This window comes from Allomuricauda sp. TY007 (assembly GCF_010468565.1).
GTDB lineage: Bacteria > Bacteroidota > Bacteroidia > Flavobacteriales > Flavobacteriaceae > Flagellimonas.
Genome location: NZ_WUEG01000003.1, coordinates 35,695 through 53,555, shown reverse-complemented (window position 1 = coordinate 53,555; position 17,861 = coordinate 35,695). Strand labels below are relative to the sequence as shown.

Below are 17,861 nucleotides of genomic sequence, written 5' to 3'. Positions count from 1 at the left end.
TTCCTTGAACAACACATTTGTAAGCAAACTATAAAAGTGACATTATACAATGGAATCGAAATTGTATTTTTTGTTCAAAGCATATAAATCTTTACAATCTTGATCAATACTGTATAATTTATTCAAATAGTGTATGTGGGAATCCTTTAGGGATGAGTTGTTGGCACTGTTTCTTGTTGGATACTTTTCCAAATCTTTTGTCCAAGAATGTAATCTATCATAAAGGTGGAACAAAACGAACTTTAAAAAGTTGTTGTCCTTTGGATTTTCTTCTGCTTTTTTAATATAAAAATCCAAGCGCCCGGTATGTGTTTCGCTTTCGGTATAACTTCTGTTTAAAGTGACTTTATTGTTTTTAACACAATACTCATCGATCCAATGTGTGTTTCCATCTCCATTGGAAAAGACAAAAAAATGGCAATCCTCCATAAAAGGGGCCAATTCCACCACGCTATAATATATGTTCTCCAGAGCAATATATATTACATCGGAAAGCATTTCAAATACCAAAAACGTATCGTCATCTTCAAAAAAATCGAGATCCCAATATTTGTTTTCCCGTATATTTTTTTGCTTAAAAAAGTGGATGATTTGGATGTGCTGTGGAAGGTTGTCAAAAACTGTTTTTGCTTCAACAGTATTTTTGATTTTAATTACCAACCTGTTATATAATGGTTCTCTAAAAGGGTATACTTGATTAAAACATAGGCGATAGCGTCCAAAATGCGGACTCCTCTTATTTTTTTCCAAACCAGTATCATTGCCTATATAGGGGTTCATTGGTCACAGTCGTTAGTTGAAACTATACACTTTAGCGCAAGACTTTCAGTCTCTACAAATACTATCGTCATAAGAGTTATTGAGTTATAGATTATTGGTACCTTCCTAATAACCGAGTAACTTAATAACGGTCTTGCAGTTTCAATGCTTTTTAAAACCTATCATGGGTGTGGTCAATATCCCTTTTTGGGATTTTAAACTTATTTTTATTTAAGGTGTACAATTCCCTAATTGTAGATCGGTGTCCGTTGGATTGTAAAGATTATCAGTAACAACATACTGGAGAGTGATGTAGTTTCCTGATTGTATTAAAGGTACAATACCACAAAAATCATATAATTGTTGATTTCTCTCAATACGAATATCCCCCCCGACAGTTTCTAAGTTTTCAAGTCCATTCAAGTTTTCGAGAAAAGACTCTACTATTACCAGGTCACCGGTAATGTTTTGAAGCGAGCTCAGTCCAGATAAGTCTTTTATGCCATAGTTTTCAATGCCATTAGTATCATCAACTAATTTCAGATTTCCTGTTATTTTGGTATATTCTCTTGTAGCAATATAGTCCAATTCATTCTGTGACCCAATTATTATATCTCCATAGAATTCACCTTCAGGTACCTCAAATTCACATTTGTCAAGAATTTCAGAGGCGGGATAGGGGTTATAACTATTTAATTTGGGTATTATAAAAGTCCCTTTAAGGCCATCAGATGACAATAATGGGATTAATCCACAATAACTATACAAAGATGCGTTACGACTTATCCATAGATGTCCACCTACATAGAGGAGCTTTGACAAAGAGTCTAGATTTTCTATTAAATCGTTTTCTCTAATATTTAAGTCAGAACTGATACTTGTAATATTTTGTAATCCATCTAAGTTTTGTAAACTTTTATTACCTTTTGTTTGAAAAAAGGAGAATGAAGTAAATTTGGACAAGGCATTTATACTTTCTAGCTTATCGTTTTCAAAAAGGTTCACACTAATTATGTTATCTGAATTTGGAAAATAATCCAAATTAATTAGGTTGTGATTGTGTACGAGTTGAATTCCAAATTTGAGATAAATGTTTTCTAGGCCTTTCAAGGAAGAACAATTTGTGCCCCATAATTCCAACCACCCAATAGTTGAAAGTTCTTTTAAGGGCTCAATACTTTCAATTTTTGATGATGACATTGATAGTTTACCTGAAATACTTTTATAACCTTTAGCGATAAACTCTTCCAATTCTTCATTACTATTAAGGCTTATATCGCCTTCAAACTCGTCACTAATTCCTGTTCCAGATAACGAGAAAGATGAAATGGGACTGGTTGCATTGCTGGTAATAGAAATATTACCAGAATATTCCACTATTTCCATTGGAGAAAATGTTATTTCAATAGTTTTTTGACTATTTGAAGGGATTTCTCCCGAAACCCAATTTCCATTGAAACCCTCTGGGAATGATATTGCTGTGATACTTAGCGTGGAATTACCAGTATTATTCAAAATAATTGATAAAGTTTTATTATTAGATGCAACTACTTCTCCAAATTCTAAAGAACTGATAGTATTGTTTTCTGATTTTATTGAGAGTATGGCAGTTTCTTCTGATTTGGGATTTGTATCTTTTTCTATTTCTACATTTGTTTCTGATTTATCACAACTGATTATTGTGATTATTAGGATTATAGAATAAAAGGTGGCTTTTCTCATGGTTTTTTAGGTTTATCTTGGAGTATTTTCATACATAATGCACGAAGCACCCCCAAGTTCTTATAAACCAATGAGATTATTGATGCCCAATTGACGAATGGCCCATTTGGATTGACGGATTTGAGCCAAGATTAAAAAAGTAAGCTGTACTTTAAAAATTAAAGACTTTCTCCATTTTCTCTTTTATCTGCTCTAGACATAAATTGCCCAAGCTGCCCTCATGGGTATGGTCAATGTCGCGTTTTGGTTTAAAATTGCCATTTTCTATGGCCTTGCCCATAGTTTTATAGGCATCGCGGAAAGGTATACCACTTTTTACAAGTTCGTTCAAGGTGTCCACACTAAAGAGGTAATCATATTTGGGGTCGTCCAAAATGGATTTGTTTACCTTGATTTCCTTTAGACTGAAGGTCATCATCTCCAAACAGGCATGCATGTCCTGTAAAGCGGGTACAATCACTTCTTTTACCAATTGAAGGTCCCTGTGATAGCCACTGGGCAAATTGTTCATTATCATGATCAATTGGTTGGGCACCGCTTGAATCTTATTGCACTTGCCCCTGATCAATTCAAACACATCTGGGTTTTTCTTGTGCGGCATAATGCTGCTTCCCGTGGTGAGTTCATTGGGGAAGGAGATAAAATCAAAATTCTGGCTCATGTACAGGCAAATGTCCATGGCCATTTTAGATAGGGTGGCGGCTACGCTCGATATTCCAAAGGCTGTTGCTTTTTCCACCTTGCCACGGCCCATTTGGGCGGCCACCACATTGTATTTTTGGGTAGCGAATTCCATTTCTTCTGTTGTGAAACTTCTATCAATAGGGAAAGAGCTTCCGTAACCTGCTGCGCTTCCCAAGGGATTTTGGTCAGCAACTTTATAAGCTGCTTGTACAAAGTACATATCGTCCACCAAGCTCTCGGCATAGGCAGAAAACCACAATCCAAAAGAGGAAGGCATCGCAATCTGGAGATGGGTGTACCCAGGCAGCAAGACATTTTTGTGTTTGTCCGCAAGATTCATCAGCAAGTCAAAAAGAGCCTTTACCTGATTTTTGATTTCGGTAAGCTCATCTTTAAGGTACAACTGCATGGCTACCAAAACTTGATCGTTCCGGGAGCGGGCCGAATGGATTTTTTTACCGGTATCACCCAATTTTTCCGTCAACATGAATTCGATTTTGGAGTGCATGTCCTCAAAATCATCTTCGATAGTAAACTTTCCTTTTTGAATGTCCTTGGCGATGACATCCAAAGCTTTTACAAGATCTTTGGCCTCATCTTCGGAAATCAACCCTACTTTGCCCAGCATTTTAGCGTGAGCCTTAGAGGCAATCACATCATACTTTGCCAATACCAAATCCAGTTCGCGGTCGTTGCCTACGGTAAAGTGGTCTATCTTTTTATCGGTACTGAATCCTTTGTCCCAGAGTTTCATAATTTCAGTTTTGTCATTCCCGTGAAAACGGGAATCTTATGATTTCGATATGTATTGCCCTTCAACTACGTCCAGGGCCCATATTTCTTTTGATTTATTGTAAAAATCCCGTTAGGGTTTTGATGTAAATATCTATTCCTTCTTCTATTTCTTTCACGAAAATAAATTCGTTTGCAGAATGGGAGCGTGTACTATCGCCAGGTCCCAATTTTACGGATTGACAGCTTAGAGCGGCCTGATCGGACAAGGTAGGGGAACCATAGGTTTTTCGGCCAAGGGCCAATCCACTTTTCACCAAATCATGATTTGGGTCAATGGAAGATGAATTTAAACGTAACGAGCGAGGTGTCATTTTGCATGGTGCCTCTTTTTGAAGGATATCTGCAATTTCTTGATTGCTGTAACAATCGTTCACACGTACATCGATAACCAAATCCACATGGCCAGGTACCACGTTATGCTGGTTCCCGGCATTGATTTGGGTCGTGGTCAGTTTTACCTCCCCTAAAGCATCGGAAACCTTATCAAAGGAATAATCTTTGAGCCATTGTAATACTTCGATGGTGTTGTATATGGCATTGTTGTCGTTGGGATGTGCCGCATGCGATGGGGTTCCCTCCACAACGGCATCAAAGACCACTAAACCTTTTTCGGCTATGGCCAAATCCATTAAAGTGGGTTCGCCCACAATGGCCACATCTATTTTTGGAAGTATAGGGAGCAATGCTCTAATACTTTTTTCTCCAGCATCCTCTTCCTCGCCCGTAGCGGCCATAATGATGTTATGACTTAGACCTTCTTTCGCATAAAAATGGACAAATGTGGTCAATAAGGATACCAAACATCCGCCTGCATCATTGCTGCCTAGTCCATAGAGTTTACCGTCCTCAACATGGGCATCAAACGGGTCTTTGGTATAAGCACTGTTCGGTTTAACGGTATCATGGTGCGAGTTGAGCAGCAAAGTTGGTTTATTTTCATCAAAATATTTGTTGAAAGCATAAATGTTGTTGTGCTGCCTTTGGGTTTTTACACCAAAACTTTGCAGAAAAGCTTCAATGGCATCCCCTGTTTTATCTTCTTCACCTGAAAAAGAGGGTGTGCTGATGAGCTTTTTCAGCAGTTCAATGGCTTTTTCGGTTAATATGTCTTGGGTTATTTTCATAAGGTCAATGTCGTATAATCTGAATTATCTGCTTCGAGCATGTTGGTGTTTCCCACGCATACTTTGGCAACATGGTTGCGTAGGGCATAAAAGCAGTTGTGCATTTTGGGAAGCATGCCGTCCGCTATAATTCCGTACGCCAAAAGCTCATCATAGCCCTTGGAGTCGATGTGCTGAATCACTGAGTTATCATCTCCAACATCTTGTAGTACTCCTTTTTTCTCGAAGCAATAATATAATGTGGTCTCAAATTGATCGGACATGGCTATGGCCAATTCAGCCGCAATGGTATCGGCGTTGGTATTCAACATTTGTCCTTTTCCATCGTGGGTAAGGGCACAAAAAATAGGGGTGAAACCTGCTTGGAGCAATTTGAAAATACCATAAGTGTTTACCATATCCACATCGCCCACATAACCGAAATCAACATTTTTTTTAGGTCTTTTGTGGGCACGTATCGCATTGGCATCTGCCCCGCTCATTCCAATGGCATCGGTTCCCAAAGCCTGTAATTTGGCTACTATTTTCTTACTGTACAGTCCTCCGTAGACCATTAAGGCGATATCGAGGGTTTCGGAATTGGTGATACGTCGTCCATTTACCATTTTGGATTCTACACCTAATTGATTGGCCAATTCCGTGGCCTTTTTACCTCCGCCGTGGACCAATATTTTGTTTCCGTCCAATTTAGAGAACAAATCCAATACTCGCTTGCATCCTTCGGAATCTTCAATGAGGTTGCCGCCTATTTTAACTACGGATAATTTTTGTTTCATGCTATGTATTTATAATCCCTCCATCTATGGTAACTGTAGTTCCCGTAATCCATGAACTATCATCAGATACTAAAAAAAGTACAAGTTTAGTAATATCTTCAGGCGTGCCCAACCTTTTTAACAATGTAGTCCTTTTCGCATTTTCCACAGCGGTATCTGGTTGCTCAAAAGCTTTGGCGGACTCCCATAATAGGGGAGTGTCCACAGGGCCGGGACAAATAGCATTCACTCTAATTTTAGGCGCATAATCGACTGCTATTTGCTTCATCAAGGCTACGGATGCAGCTTTGGAAGCACAATACGCAGGGTGATTTGGAAAACTCTTAAAAGCTGCAATCGATGCATTGATCAAGATATTGCCTTGCGGTTGTTTCTGTAAGTGTGGTAGGGCGTATTTACAAAGATAAAAGATGGAACTTAAATTGGTATCGATGGTATTGCGCCATAAATCAATGGAAAGATTCTCAACATTTCCAATGCCGAGAATGCCCGCATTCAACGATAGGATATCCAGTTTTCCGTAGGCTTCCAAGGCCGTTTCCACCAATTTTTTGTTATAGGATGGATCCGTAATGTCGCCTGCCAAGAATACGGCATTGTCCAATTCTTCTTCCAAAGCCTTTCCTCTTTCTTGGTTTCTACCAGAAAGTACCAACCTAGCTCCTTCGGCAGAAAGTCCTTTGGCAATGGATTTCCCCATTCCGCTTGTGGCACCAGTCACTATACAAACCTTATCCTTTAGTTTCATTTGTCTTCCAATATTTTTTTCAATACGATTTGTGCAGAAAAAACCCTGTTTTTGGCTTGCTCTACCACCAAAGATTGTTCACTGTCCAAAACAGCATCCTCAACGATCATATTTCTTCGAACGGGAAGACAGTGCATAAACTTTGCATTTCCCAGTTTTTCTTTTGTAATCGTCCAATTAGTGTCTTTGCTCAATACTTTACCATAATCGGAATAACTGCTCCAGTTTTTCACGTAGACGAAATCGGCATCTTTCAACGCTTCATCTTGATTATACTCAATTGTACACCCCTTGGTTATCTCTGGATTTAGTTCATACCCTTCGGGATGTGTGATGACAAAATCGGCATCCTGCTTCATCATCATTTGGGTAAATGAATTGGCCACGGCATGAGGCAGTGCCTTGGGATGTGGAGCCCAAGAAAGCACCACTTTAGGCCTCTTTTTTGTTTCGTTCTCCTTTAAAGTTATGGCATCTGCCAATGCCTGAAGCGGGTGACCCACCGAACTTTCCATGTTTACCACGGGAATTGTGGCATATTTGGCAAATCCGTTAATGACTTCTTCGGCCTCATCTTTCTCCTTATCCTTTAATCCCGCAAACGCTCTAATGGCAACAATATCTGAATATTGGGACACCACTTGCGCAGCTTCCTTAATATGTTCCGAAGTGCCTTGATCCATTACGGTTCCATCCCCGTATTCCAGTGCCCAGCCTTCATTGCCAAAATTCATGATCATTACTTCCATTCCCAGATTCATGGCCGCTTTTTGTGTGCTCAAACGTGTTCTGAGGCTATTGTTGAAAAACAACAAGCAGATGGTTTTCCGTTTGCCCAAATCTTCAAACTTATAGGGGTCTTTTTTTAGGGTTATTGCTTCATCTACCCAATCGGGGAGTGATTCTATATCGTCAACTGTTAAATAATGCTTCATTGTAATGCTTTTTTCAGCGCTTCAAAAAATAGGTCTATGTGCTCTTTTGTGATATTCAATGCAGGTAAGAACCGCAATAGCTTTTTGTTCTTTGCGCTGCCGGTGAACATGTGCTGCTCCACGATCATTTTTTTACGTAGGGCGGCAACTTCAAAATCGAGCTCCAGTCCAATCATTAATCCTCTCCCCTTTACTTTTTTGATTTCTGGTATCTCAGCAGCTTTTTCCCTAAAATAGGCTCCGAGTTCCGATGCATTTTCTATCAGGTTTTCACTTTCCAAAACCTCTAAAACTGCAAGACTGGCAGCACAAGCCAAATGGTTGCCACCAAAGGTGGTACCCAAAAGTCCGTACGATGGTTTAAATTTTTCATGAATCAGTATGCCACCAACGGGGAAACCGTTCCCCATTCCTTTCGCAATGGAAATAATGTCAGGTTCGATACCGTGATGTTGAAAAGCAAAAAATTTACCGCTACGTCCGTAGCCCGACTGCACTTCGTCGGCAATGAGCACAACATGGTGTTCTTTGCATTTGTTGGCGATGAATTGAAAGAACTCGGTCGTTGGTTCATCCAATCCTCCTACACCTTGTATAGCTTCTATGATTACGGCACAATGAGCATCACTTTCAATAGCTTTTTCAAAGGCATCAAAATCGTTCAATGGCAAGAAAGTGACCTCTTGCTGCTTGTTGATGGGTGCATTTATGCTGGGATTGTCCGTAGCGGCGACCGCAGCAGAGGTTCTTCCGTGAAAGCTATTGGTAAATGCGATTACTTTGGATTTTCCTGTATGAAAGGAGGCCATTTTCAATGCATTCTCATTAGCTTCCGCCCCTGAGTTGCACATAAAAAGGTCATAATCTTCACAGCCGGATAGCTCTCCAAGTTTTTGGGCCAATTGCTGCTGAAGTGGATTTTGAACTGAATTGCTATAAAATGCCATTTCATCCAGTTGTTCCTTGATGCGCTTTACATAATGAGGATGGGTATGGCCAATGGAAATTACGGCATGACCACCATAAAAATCCAAATATTTCTGCCCTTTGTCATCCCAAACTTCAATACCCTTAGCCTTTACGGGAGTCACATCATATAGTGGGTATACGTCAAATAATTTCATTTTTATCCTTTTCTGATTTGACTGATTTTTTCAAACGAGGATACAATTCCCCTGATCAATGATGAACTCAAGCCTTGGTGCTCCATTTCATTTAAACCTTCAATGGTGCATCCTTTTGGTGTGGTCACACGGTCAATTTCTTCTTCAGGATGGCTGCCGGACTCAATCAAAAGACTCGCGGCTCCGTTGCAGGTATGCATGGCCAGTTCTTGGGCCTCTTTGGCATCAAACCCCAATTGAATGGCTCCTTGGGTCGTGGCTCGAATCAATCGCATCCAAAAGGCAATTCCACTCGCACAAATAACCGTTGCAGCCTGCATTTGCTCTTCTGGGATTTCCATGGTATGACCCATTCTGTTGAAAATCGCTTTGGCCAAATCCACACGTTTTTTACCGAGTTCATTGCTGCAAATACAGGTCATGGATTTACCTACCGAAATGGCCGTGTTCGGCATACTTCGGATGATAAACTTGTCCGCCCCTATAATCTCTTCAATTTTAGGAATGCGGAAACCAGTAATGGTACTGATGACCACATGTTTCTCGGTCAATAGGTCTTTGGTCTCCTGTAATATGGACGCAAAATGACCTGGCTGTACCGCAAAAATCAGGATGTCCGAATTTTTGACCGCTTCCTGATTGTCGGAAGTAACGGTTACATTTCCATATTTCTCAAACTCCTGAATGGGTTTGGTGTTTCTTTTGGTTAGGTACATGGTGGTGGCTCCATTGCTGTGCAAAATGCCTTTGGCAATGGCCAGTCCCAAGTTACCTGCTCCTATGATGGCTACTTTCATGGTTTCTTAAGTTTTTGTCATCTCGAGCGCAGTCGAGAGATGTTTCAAAATTTTTGCGTGTGGTCTCGCATCTCGACTCCGCTCGATGTGACAGCTCGACCTCGTAATTTTAAAATACGCCTGCCTTCAACAACAGACCTTCGGTTTCGGGGAAACCGAACATTAGGTTCATATTTTGTACTGCCTGTCCCGATGCACCTTTTATTAAATTATCGATGGCAGATGTAATCAAAAGCAAATCATCATGCTTGTGCAAATGGATGTGGCACTGGTTGGTGTTCACTACTTGTTTTAGATGCAGTTCTTCATCCGACATGTGGGTGAATGCAGCGTCTTTGTAAAAATCGTTGTACAACTGTTGAGCTTCTTCCAAGGCGCCATTATATTTGGTGTAGGCCGTTGCCAAGATTCCTCGGGTAAAGTTGCCACGATTGGGCAAGAACATCAATTTTCCCACAGACTTTCCGAAGGAATTCAAGCTTTCACCTATTTCTCCCAAATGTTGGTGGGTAAAAGGCTTGTACCACGATACATTGTTGTTCCTCCAGCTAAAATGAGAAGTGGCAGATAATCCAACACCTGCTCCAGTGCTTCCAGTAACGGCGTTGATATGAACATCATCACTCAACAAACCTGCTTTTGCCAAAGGCAACAACGCCAATTGAATCGCGGTGGCAAAACAACCGGGATTGGCAATGGCCTCCGCCGATTGAATGGCGGACTTGTTCAATTCGGGAAGTCCATAAATAAATCGTTGGCCATTAAAAACAGCATCGGACTGTAACCTGAAATCGTTGCTGAGGTCTATGATTTTGGTTGATACTGAAAATTTGTTCTCGTTCAAGAATGAAGTTGAATTTCCGTGTCCCAAACAAAGGAAAACCACATCCACATCCGGATTTACCTCTCCAGAAAATTTTAATTCCGTTTGCCCCAACAAATCCTGATGGGCAGAAGTAATGGGTTTGCCCGCTCTTGTGGTGCTGTAGACAAAGTCAATTTCGGTTTTGGGATGGTTGAGCAGGAGCCTGATTAGCTCACCACCCGTATACCCAGAACCCCCTATGATTCCAACTTTGATCATAAATCTTGGTTTACGTGGTTGGCTATTTTACCTGAGTTGGACAAAATTTTGATAAATCCTTTGGCTTCATCTGCGGTCCAACCTTTGTTCATTTCCCCATAACTTCCAAAGGAAGCATTCATCAAATCGTGTTTGGAAGTGATTCCGTTCAATTCAAATCGGTACGGATGCAAAGTCACGAATACATCGCCTGAAACATGTTTCTGGGTGTCGCTCAAAAAGGCTTCAATGTTTCGCATTACCTCGTCCAGATAGTTTCCTTCGTGCAATAGCATCCCATAAAAATTGCCCATTTGCTCTTTTTGGTATTGCTGCCATTTGCTCAAGGTGTGTTTTTCCAACAAATGGTGCGCTTTTATAATAATCAATGGGGCCGCAGCTTCAAAACCCACTCTTCCCTTGATGCCGATAATGGTGTCGCCCACGTGAATATCCCTGCCAATGGCATATTTGGATGCTATGGCGGACAATTTTTCGATATTGGCCACTGGCGTGTCGGTCTCACCGTCCAAAGCCACCAATTCCCCATTTTTGAAGGTCAATTTTAATTCTTTGGGCAATTCCTTCTCCAACTGGCTCGGGTAGGCACTTTCGGGCAAGGATAGATTGGAGGTCAAGGTTTCATCACCACCAACCGATGTGCCCCACAAGCCTCTGTTTACGGAATATTTGGCCTTTTCCCAGGAGTAATCGATACCGTTTTTTTGAAGGTATTCTATCTCCTCTTCCCTGGCCAATTTTTTATCCCTGATTGGAGTTATGATTTTGATTTCAGGGGCCAATATTTGAAAAATCATATCAAATCTGACCTGATCATTCCCGGCACCCGTACTTCCATGGGCTATGTACTTGGCACCGATTTTTTTGGCGTGGTTCACTATCTCGATCGCCTGAACAATCCTTTCCGCACTCACGGAAAGTGGGTAGGTATTGTTTCGAAGTACATTGCCGAAGATGAGGTATTTCACCACTTTGTCGTAAAACGTGAAAACGGCATCGATGGATGTGTAGGAAGTGGCACCCAAAGCAAGGGCCTTTTCCTCAATCTCTTCGATTTCAGCTTTGCTGAAGCCTCCCGTGTTCACGCTTACGGCATGCACTTCAAAACCTTCTTCTTGCGATAGGTATTTGGCACAGTATGAAGTATCCAATCCGCCACTATAGGCTATAACTAATTTTTCCATTTTTTTGATTCTTTATGTTGTCACATCGAGCGTAGTCGAGATGTACTGGTTTTATTCTCGCTCGAACTGACGATTTATTTGTCTTTCTTTTTAAGAAAAAGGCTCTCTTTTATGCTTTTTAATCTTTTAAAAGCCTTTTTGTTTATTTTTTCGGGTTGCTGTTTTTGAGCTTTTGGGTCGTGCAGCATTCCAGTGCAGAGGCACATTTTTCTGTCGGTACGTGTTAGAATATCAAAATTCTTACAGGTCTGACAGCCTTTCCAGAATTCGGGGTCATCCGTAAGTTCGGAAAAGGTAACGGGTTTGTAGCCCAGCTCGTAATTCATTTTCATTACGGCAAGGCCCGTAGTGATGCCAAAAATCTTGGCATCGGGGAATTTTTTTCGTGATAGATCAAAAACCGCTTTTTTTATTTTCTTGGCGAGTCCTTGATTTCTGTAATCGGGATGCACGATCAAACCAGAGTTGGCTACAAAGTCCTTGTTTCCCCAGACCTCGATATAGCAAAAACCAGCAAACTTATCCCCATCCAAGGCAATAATGGCGTTTCCGTTTTGGAGGCGTTTTATGATGTACTCGGGCGTACGTCTGGCAATACCTGTACCTCGAACTTTGGCCGATTCGGTAATGGTATCACTAATGACCTGTGCGTATTTAAAATGTGATTCGTTAGCAACAATAATTTCCATTGCAAGCGATTATTCTGTAAAAATTGAAAAAATGTATTTGGAAGTTTTGCGGAAATGGACTCACCTATTTCCAATAGTTATGTTGCACCCTTACGGGCGACGACGGCGGGGAGTAAACGGACTGATGGGAGCAGCGATGCTCAAAGTAGATAATATGTACAGTTGTCCTTTCATTCTGGAGCTAAAGTACAAATTAATTCGAACTGTACTAAAGTTGCGATTACTTTTTGAGGAAATATAACTTTTTTGGCCTACTACCTATCATTTCGTAAATAAAAAAGCCAATTACCAAAATGTATTCAATGGCTAACAACCACAAATTCTCCTTGTAGTCGGGGTTGGAGTAGGCATAATAACTTAAAATGATGGTACAGGACCATACCAGTGGAAACCTGTAATCGGTAAATATGGCAATGCCCAAAAGAAACACTACATACCAAGGATGCACGGTGCTGGAGAGGAAATAATAGCAGGCCAATGCAAGCATCATGGATGTGATGACGCTTTCCAGTTTTTGGTTTTTTCGAAGGAAGGCAAGCAGTAATACGAAAATAACAACCACTTTTTGAATTAAAGAGCCATAGGAATCTATTAACTCCCAAGGTTTGGCATCGTAATAGGTTACGGCAATCTTTTTTACCACATTGTATATGCTGGCATTGAACTCAAAATTGGAGAACCAAAGCCCAACGGTATCGGAATAATTATCGATGAAAACTGGGGAGTAAAACGGGAGTAGCAGGGCAGCACAACCCAAAAGTATCAAAGTGTAAAAAGCAGCACTCTTTTTAAATCCGAAGTATTTAATAAAAAGTGGCAGGAACATCAGTGGCATCAGTTTTACCATTATGGAAATGGCATAAAGGGGTGTTGCCCAAATCCATTTGCTTTTTGAGATAAGATACAAGGCCCATACAAAGAAGAAGAGCATTACACCTTCAAAATGAAGGTTGCCTGTGAGTTCAATGATGACCAGTGGGTTCAAAAAATACCAAAAGGCCAAATGGTTGGCCTTGTTGAGGTTTTGCAATAGCTTTCTTCCAAAATAAAGTACGCCCAAGTCTGCTGCGATTACTGTCAAACGCATGGCAATCATGGAACCCATCACACTTCCTCCACCTAAAATTGATGCGAGTGCAAACAGAACTTGGTTAACTGGCGGATAGTTGCTGTAGTGCCTAGCGTTAAGGGTGCTCATACCTTCATGGAGCTCATTCATGCTGGGAAATGACACCATACCCTTTTCCATAATTTGGTCGGGGGTGTACAAATATGGATTGATGCCGTTTTTGATGAGTTCGCCATCCCAAATGAAGCGGTAGAAATCTTGTGAGAGATTAGGTTCTGCAATTAGGAAAACCAATCGAAAGAGGATTCCAATGACCAGAAGTAACTTAAAGTTCCATTTTTCGAACTGTATGAGTTTGTAGCATAGAAAAAATAGAGCTCCAAATAGCATGAACAGCTTTACAAAATCGGTACGGACCAAGTTGTAAGCAAAACTCCAGTAGAATAACATACAGGCTACAGCAAATAGTATCGGGTATCTGTGCAGTCGCCAATAAGATTGCATGGTGGTGGTTTATGCCTTGGAAGTTAAGGATTTAAAGAATACAAACCCAAAACCTAGGAACAACATGAGGTGGAAAGGGAACAATCCGTAGTCGTTCAATGGTATGGCGCTGTACATTCCGAAAAGGAAATAAATCATCAAGGCAAACTCCAAGATCATGTTGGGCGATAATTTGTTGGTCAAATATTTGTTGCCCTTCCAGGTATCCTTAATACTGTTGATGTTGAATTTTGGAGTCCGTACAAATTCACTTCGTTTACCCAAATGTCCTTCCAAAACAGCCACGGTATTGTGCAAAGAAAAGCCCAATGCCACTGAGAAGAAGGTGAAGAAGAGTTTGATGTAGTCCACAAAGTTGTCAAAACTACTGCCCTGAATACTCTTGTAGGTAAACCAATAGCACACAAATAATATAATGGTACTTAGTATGAAAAAGCTGGTTACCTCGAACACCCAACCTAAATGGCCATACGTATTTTTGATGTAGAGCATGGGAATACTCAATAAGGCCACGATAAATACACAAAGGAACATGGAACTGTTCAATAGGTGCATTACGCCATGGAACTTAGTTTTGAACGGTATGTTTTTGGCCGTAATAACGCTTAATACGGTTTTTCTAAAGTTTTCGGCGCCACCTTTGTTCCAACGGAACTGTTGTGAGCGTGCGGCACTTATTACTACAGGAAGCTCGGCAGGTGTTTCCACATCTTCCAAATACTTGAACTTCCAGTTTTTCAATTGGGCGCGGTAGCTCAAATCCAAATCTTCGGTAAGGGTATCGCCTTCCCAGTTTCCAGCATCAAGAATGCATTGCTTTCTCCAGATACCTGCTGTACCGTTAAAGTTGATGAAGTGCCCTTTGGAGTTTCTTCCAACTTGTTCCAAGGTAAAGTGGGCATCCAAAGCAAAGGCCTGAATGCGGGTCAAAGTGGAATAATCTCTGTTGATATGCCCCCAGCGGGTCTGTACCACACCGATTTCTTCATCTTTAAAGTAGGGGACTGTTTTTTTGAGCCAATCGGCTTCGGGAAGGAAGTCGGCATCAAAAATGGCAATGAAATCCCCTTTGGCGATTTCGAGCCCTTCTTTTAGGGCACCGGCTTTAAATCCTTGTCTGTTTTCCCTTCGGATGTGCTGAATGTCCAATCCAGATTCCTGAAGTTCCTGCACTCTTTGAGCTGTTTCAGTCACAGAATCATCGGTGGAATCGTCCAATACCTGGATTTCCAGTTTGCTTTTAGGGTATTCTATTTTGGCAATGTTGTCCAATAAACGCTCCATTACATATTCCTCGTTGTAGATAGGAAGTTGAATGGTAACGAATGGAATTTCTTTGGGATCGAGAAGGTTGAATTTTGGGGCTTCTTCGTTTCGCTTTTTGTAACCGAGATAGTTGATCAAGAGATTCAACTGCGCAAGGCTATAGAAGAAAATTAAAAGTAAGGCGAAACTATAAATAGCAATGATGATGTAAGCGATAGCGAGTCCCATTATTTTAAACTGTATTTAAAGATCCAACCCAATATTTTTATGCCAGCAAATATAGTACCTTTTACCGTACCTGATACTTTTGACACGCCAATTCTTCGTTTGTAACGTACTGGTACTTCGATATATGACATTTTTTTTCTTAAAACTTTTAATTGCATTTCCACCGTCCATCCGTAAGTGGTGTCCTGCATTTTTAATTCTTTGAGCTTTTCATATTTTATCGCCCTGAAAGGTCCCAAATCCGTAAATTTCGACCTAAAAAACAATCGCATTAGGAATGTGGCCAATTTGTTCCCAAAAACCTGCTGTGGGGTCATTGATCCCGGTTCGCGAAGTGATTTTTTTCGCGCTCCGACCACAAAATCGATGTCATTTTCCAAAATTGGGGCGACAATCTTATCCAATTCCTCTGGATAATCAGAATAATCTCCGTCGATAAATACGATAATGTCGGGTGTTTTGGATCGTTCGGATATGTAATTTAATCCCTTTAAACAGGCAAACCCATAGCCCTTGCGGTTTTCCGTAATTACGGTTGCCCCTGCTTTTGTTGCATTTGCAACGGTTTCATCTTCGGAACCATTGTCAACGACCACAATTTCGGATACGTGGCTGGGAATTTCCGAGACCACCAAACCAATGGAATCTGCTTCGTTGATTGCTGGGATAATAACTTTGATATCCGCCATTGGCTGGGAATCAATTTTAGTTAGTGGTAGGCAAACTTAAAATTTTCCTTGGATTTCACTTTCAATAAGAAGGATAATTTACTTTTTGTTCACCAATGTCATCAGGTCTACATCGTTACCCAGTAATACTTGGTTGCTATCTATTCTACCCTCCAAAGGGCCATTTTCCAATTTGAGGACGCCTCTTGGACAAACAGCCGAGCAAATACCGCAGCCAACACAACTGGCCCTTACAATGTTCTCTCCTTTTTGGGCATAGGCGCGTACATCGATGCCCATTTCGCAATAGGTAGAACAGTTTCCACATGAAATGCATTGTCCACCATTGGTTGTAATCCTGAATCGGGAGAACAATTTTTGCTGAAAACCGAGGATGGCGGCCATAGGACAACCAAATCGGCACCAGACCCTGCTTCCGAAGATGGGGTAGAAGCCTGTTCCAATAACCCCTGAAAATATACTGCCGATTAAAAAAGAATATGATTTACGAAGTGTTCCCGACTTGAAAAGGAAAACTTCGCCTTCCCCACTGAAAAAGTGAAATCCGATAAGTGCTATGATGATTACAAAGTAACCAATGGCTCCGTACCGTGCATCTTTTTGAAGCTGATCTCGTTTAAAAATCATGGCCCAACCAAACACCAATGTCAGTAATACGGCAACCCCAATCAAAAACGAGCTTTTGGTCAACCAGTATTTGCTTGTATCCGTTCCCAAATAGGAATAAATGACTGCAGTTGTCATCAGAGTTACGAATACCACTACGCTGTGTACTACCCAACGTTCCACTTTCCAGGCAAATGTGGATTTGTCGCTCAATTGCCTAAAGGAGTCACCAGCGGTTTCTGCCAACCCTCCACATCCGCAGACCCAAGAACAGTACCATCTTTTACCATATTTATAGGTTAGGATGGGGGTTATCACAAAAATGGAGAGAATTCCGAAGATCAATAGGGCAAAACCAATATCTCCGGAACTTAAAAACATTTTGATGCGATATCCTTCAAAATTATAATAGTTGAGGGGCCAAATATTTTTGAGGTCATAATAAGGTAAACTTCCACCATTCAAAATTTTGTGGCCGTTCAAGCGGGCCATTAGTTCCGGTATGATAAAGGCAAAACCTGTTTGAAAGAACATTACGCTCAGCGTCCGCAATTTTTCGTATCGATTATGGCGATATTTCCAAAGGAACTTGATGCCGAAAACCAAAATAGCAACAGTGTAAAGAGTTCCATATACAAACCATTGGCTTGCAGGTCCGCCGTTCAAAAATTTGCTGAGCGGGTCAAAAAGGCCTATAACACCTTTATTGTCGCCCTCGCTCACCAAACCGAGATATTCTGGATAAAAATAGAGTACGATATAGAAGCCCGTCAATGCCAAACCGGCAACCCAGCCCCATAAACCTCGGCTGGAAATGGACTTGAACCAAACCCCATCATTTTTAATGCCAGGAAGTTTATTGGAATAGGCATTCCATGAAAACCAAATGATTCCAATGCTGATGGCAGATAAGGACAGGGTTAACCACAAGGTTTTGTTAGGAAAGCCGACATTTAAAACGGCCAAAAGCAAAATGCCCAGTCCTGATAATCCCAAAAGAACGGCAAGTTTTTGGCCAATACTCAAACTTTTTGGTGGTTCGCCCGTTAAGGCCATACTTTTATTATAGGTATTCATA

General features: G+C 41.0%; 16 protein-coding genes. All 16 read right to left on the bottom strand.

Annotated features, from left to right (window positions below; translation table 11 throughout):
• Positions 1-42: 42 nt before the first annotated feature.
• Positions 43-780, bottom strand: a complete 738-nt coding sequence (locus GO009_RS03670; RefSeq protein ID WP_163624865.1) for a hypothetical protein — start codon at positions 778-780, stop codon at positions 43-45.
• Between the two features lie 210 nt (positions 781-990).
• Positions 991-2,481 (bottom strand): hypothetical protein, encoded by a 1,491-nt coding sequence (locus GO009_RS03665; RefSeq protein WP_163624864.1) that lies wholly within the window; start codon positions 2,479-2,481, stop codon positions 991-993.
• Positions 2,482-2,632: 151 nt separating this feature from the next.
• Positions 2,633-3,919 carry an argininosuccinate lyase gene (gene argH / locus GO009_RS03660; RefSeq protein WP_163624863.1) on the bottom strand — a complete coding sequence of 429 codons (1,287 nt, stop codon included), beginning with the start codon at positions 3,917-3,919 and terminating at the stop codon, positions 2,633-2,635.
• Positions 3,920-4,013: 94 nt separating this feature from the next.
• Positions 4,014-5,084, bottom strand: a complete 1,071-nt coding sequence (locus tag GO009_RS03655) for a M20 family metallo-hydrolase (protein WP_203532310.1) — start codon at positions 5,082-5,084, stop codon at positions 4,014-4,016.
• On the bottom strand, positions 5,081-5,860 hold the full coding sequence (gene argB / locus GO009_RS03650) for an acetylglutamate kinase (RefSeq protein WP_163624862.1): 780 nt from the start codon (positions 5,858-5,860) through the stop codon (positions 5,081-5,083). Before argB ends, GO009_RS03655 begins: the two co-directional genes overlap by 4 nt.
• Before the next feature lies 1 nt (position 5,861).
• A complete protein-coding gene (locus GO009_RS03645; RefSeq protein WP_163624861.1) occupies positions 5,862-6,608 on the bottom strand; it encodes an SDR family NAD(P)-dependent oxidoreductase in 747 nt (248 codons plus the stop codon).
• Positions 6,605-7,543 (bottom strand): acetylornithine carbamoyltransferase, encoded by a 939-nt coding sequence (locus GO009_RS03640; protein ID WP_163624860.1) that lies wholly within the window; start codon positions 7,541-7,543, stop codon positions 6,605-6,607. Before GO009_RS03640 ends, GO009_RS03645 begins: the two co-directional genes overlap by 4 nt.
• Positions 7,540-8,667 (bottom strand): aspartate aminotransferase family protein, encoded by a 1,128-nt coding sequence (locus GO009_RS03635; protein ID WP_163624859.1) that lies wholly within the window; start codon positions 8,665-8,667, stop codon positions 7,540-7,542. The genes GO009_RS03640 and GO009_RS03635 overlap by 4 nt, the downstream gene beginning before the upstream one ends.
• A gap of 2 nt (positions 8,668-8,669) precedes the next feature.
• Entirely contained in the window at positions 8,670-9,464 is a 795-nt protein-coding gene (gene proC / locus GO009_RS03630) for a pyrroline-5-carboxylate reductase (RefSeq protein ID WP_163624858.1), read from the bottom strand.
• Positions 9,465-9,573: 109 nt separating this feature from the next.
• Positions 9,574-10,548 (bottom strand): N-acetyl-gamma-glutamyl-phosphate reductase, encoded by a 975-nt coding sequence (gene argC / locus GO009_RS03625; protein WP_163624857.1) that lies wholly within the window; start codon positions 10,546-10,548, stop codon positions 9,574-9,576.
• Entirely contained in the window at positions 10,545-11,732 is a 1,188-nt protein-coding gene (gene argG, locus GO009_RS03620) for an argininosuccinate synthase (protein ID WP_163624856.1), read from the bottom strand. Before argG ends, argC begins: the two co-directional genes overlap by 4 nt.
• A 74-nt stretch (positions 11,733-11,806) precedes the next feature.
• Positions 11,807-12,421 (bottom strand): GNAT family N-acetyltransferase, encoded by a 615-nt coding sequence (locus GO009_RS03615; protein WP_163624855.1) that lies wholly within the window; start codon positions 12,419-12,421, stop codon positions 11,807-11,809.
• A 220-nt stretch (positions 12,422-12,641) separates the two neighbouring features.
• Positions 12,642-13,994: a polyprenol phosphomannose-dependent alpha 1,6 mannosyltransferase MptB gene (gene mptB, locus GO009_RS03610; protein ID WP_163624854.1), complete on the bottom strand. Its 1,353-nt coding sequence runs from the start codon at positions 13,992-13,994 to the stop codon at positions 12,642-12,644.
• A 9-nt stretch (positions 13,995-14,003) separates the two neighbouring features.
• The gene (locus GO009_RS03605; protein WP_163624853.1) at positions 14,004-15,488 is read right to left on the bottom strand and encodes a cellulose synthase family protein; all 1,485 of its coding nucleotides are present in this window, start codon (positions 15,486-15,488) and stop codon (positions 14,004-14,006) included.
• Positions 15,488-16,177, bottom strand: coding sequence for a glycosyltransferase family 2 protein (locus GO009_RS03600; protein WP_163624852.1), 690 nt, complete (start codon positions 16,175-16,177; stop codon positions 15,488-15,490). Before GO009_RS03600 ends, GO009_RS03605 begins: the two co-directional genes overlap by 1 nt.
• Positions 16,178-16,255: 78 nt before the next feature.
• A complete protein-coding gene (locus tag GO009_RS03595) occupies positions 16,256-17,860 on the bottom strand; it encodes a 4Fe-4S dicluster domain-containing protein (RefSeq protein ID WP_163624851.1) in 1,605 nt (534 codons plus the stop codon).
• Position 17,861 lies beyond the last annotated feature (1 nt).

Bases quoted from the DNA above. Each gene is read 5' to 3' on its own strand.
- GO009_RS03670 (WP_163624865.1), bottom strand. From the start codon at position 780: ATGAACCCCTATATAGGCAATGATACTGGTTTGGAAAAAAATAAGAGG.
- GO009_RS03665 (WP_163624864.1), bottom strand. From the start codon at position 2,481: ATGAGAAAAGCCACCTTTTATTCTATAATCCTAATAATCACAATAATC.
- argH (WP_163624863.1), bottom strand. From the start codon at position 3,919: ATGAAACTCTGGGACAAAGGATTCAGTACCGATAAAAAGATAGACCAC.
- GO009_RS03655 (WP_203532310.1), bottom strand. From the start codon at position 5,084: ATGAAAATAACCCAAGACATATTAACCGAAAAAGCCATTGAACTGCTG.
- argB (WP_163624862.1), bottom strand. From the start codon at position 5,860: ATGAAACAAAAATTATCCGTAGTTAAAATAGGCGGCAACCTCATTGAA.
- GO009_RS03645 (WP_163624861.1), bottom strand. From the start codon at position 6,608: ATGAAACTAAAGGATAAGGTTTGTATAGTGACTGGTGCCACAAGCGGA.
- GO009_RS03640 (WP_163624860.1), bottom strand. From the start codon at position 7,543: ATGAAGCATTATTTAACAGTTGACGATATAGAATCACTCCCCGATTGG.
- GO009_RS03635 (WP_163624859.1), bottom strand. From the start codon at position 8,667: ATGAAATTATTTGACGTATACCCACTATATGATGTGACTCCCGTAAAG.
- proC (WP_163624858.1), bottom strand. From the start codon at position 9,464: ATGAAAGTAGCCATCATAGGAGCAGGTAACTTGGGACTGGCCATTGCC.
- argC (WP_163624857.1), bottom strand. From the start codon at position 10,548: ATGATCAAAGTTGGAATCATAGGGGGTTCTGGGTATACGGGTGGTGAG.
- argG (WP_163624856.1), bottom strand. From the start codon at position 11,732: ATGGAAAAATTAGTTATAGCCTATAGTGGCGGATTGGATACTTCATAC.
- GO009_RS03615 (WP_163624855.1), bottom strand. From the start codon at position 12,421: ATGGAAATTATTGTTGCTAACGAATCACATTTTAAATACGCACAGGTC.
- mptB (WP_163624854.1), bottom strand. From the start codon at position 13,994: ATGCAATCTTATTGGCGACTGCACAGATACCCGATACTATTTGCTGTA.
- GO009_RS03605 (WP_163624853.1), bottom strand. From the start codon at position 15,488: ATGGGACTCGCTATCGCTTACATCATCATTGCTATTTATAGTTTCGCC.
- GO009_RS03600 (WP_163624852.1), bottom strand. From the start codon at position 16,177: ATGGCGGATATCAAAGTTATTATCCCAGCAATCAACGAAGCAGATTCC.
- GO009_RS03595 (WP_163624851.1), bottom strand. From the start codon at position 17,860: ATGAATACCTATAATAAAAGTATGGCCTTAACGGGCGAACCACCAAAA.